Origin of the sequence: Pseudonocardia sp. EV170527-09, assembly GCF_008369905.1 — a bacterium.
In the GTDB taxonomy this organism is placed as follows: domain Bacteria; phylum Actinomycetota; class Actinomycetes; order Mycobacteriales; family Pseudonocardiaceae; genus Pseudonocardia.
On the sequence record NZ_VRMC01000734.1, the window covers coordinates 1 to 207 of the forward strand.

Consider the following 207-nt stretch of genomic DNA (forward strand, 5'->3'; position numbering starts at 1 on the left):
AACTCGCCGACGATGGATTCGACGTCGCGGTGACCTGCCGGGTCCTTGGCGTGCGCCGCCAAGGCTACTACGAATGGCGATCCGGGCACAAATCCGTTCGGGCGATGGAGAACGAGTTGTTGCTCAAACGCATCACCACGATCCACGAAGAATCCCGCGGAACGTACGGGTGGCCGCGTGTCCACGCCGAGCTCACGCTCGGTCTGG

The 207-nt window shown here is 63.3% G+C and carries 1 protein-coding gene; it reads left to right on the plus strand.

Features of this window, described 5'->3' with window-relative positions; genetic code table 11:
- On the plus strand, nt 1–207 hold a 207-nt coding region (locus FVA95_RS30630; protein WP_149667034.1), incomplete at both ends, for an IS3 family transposase.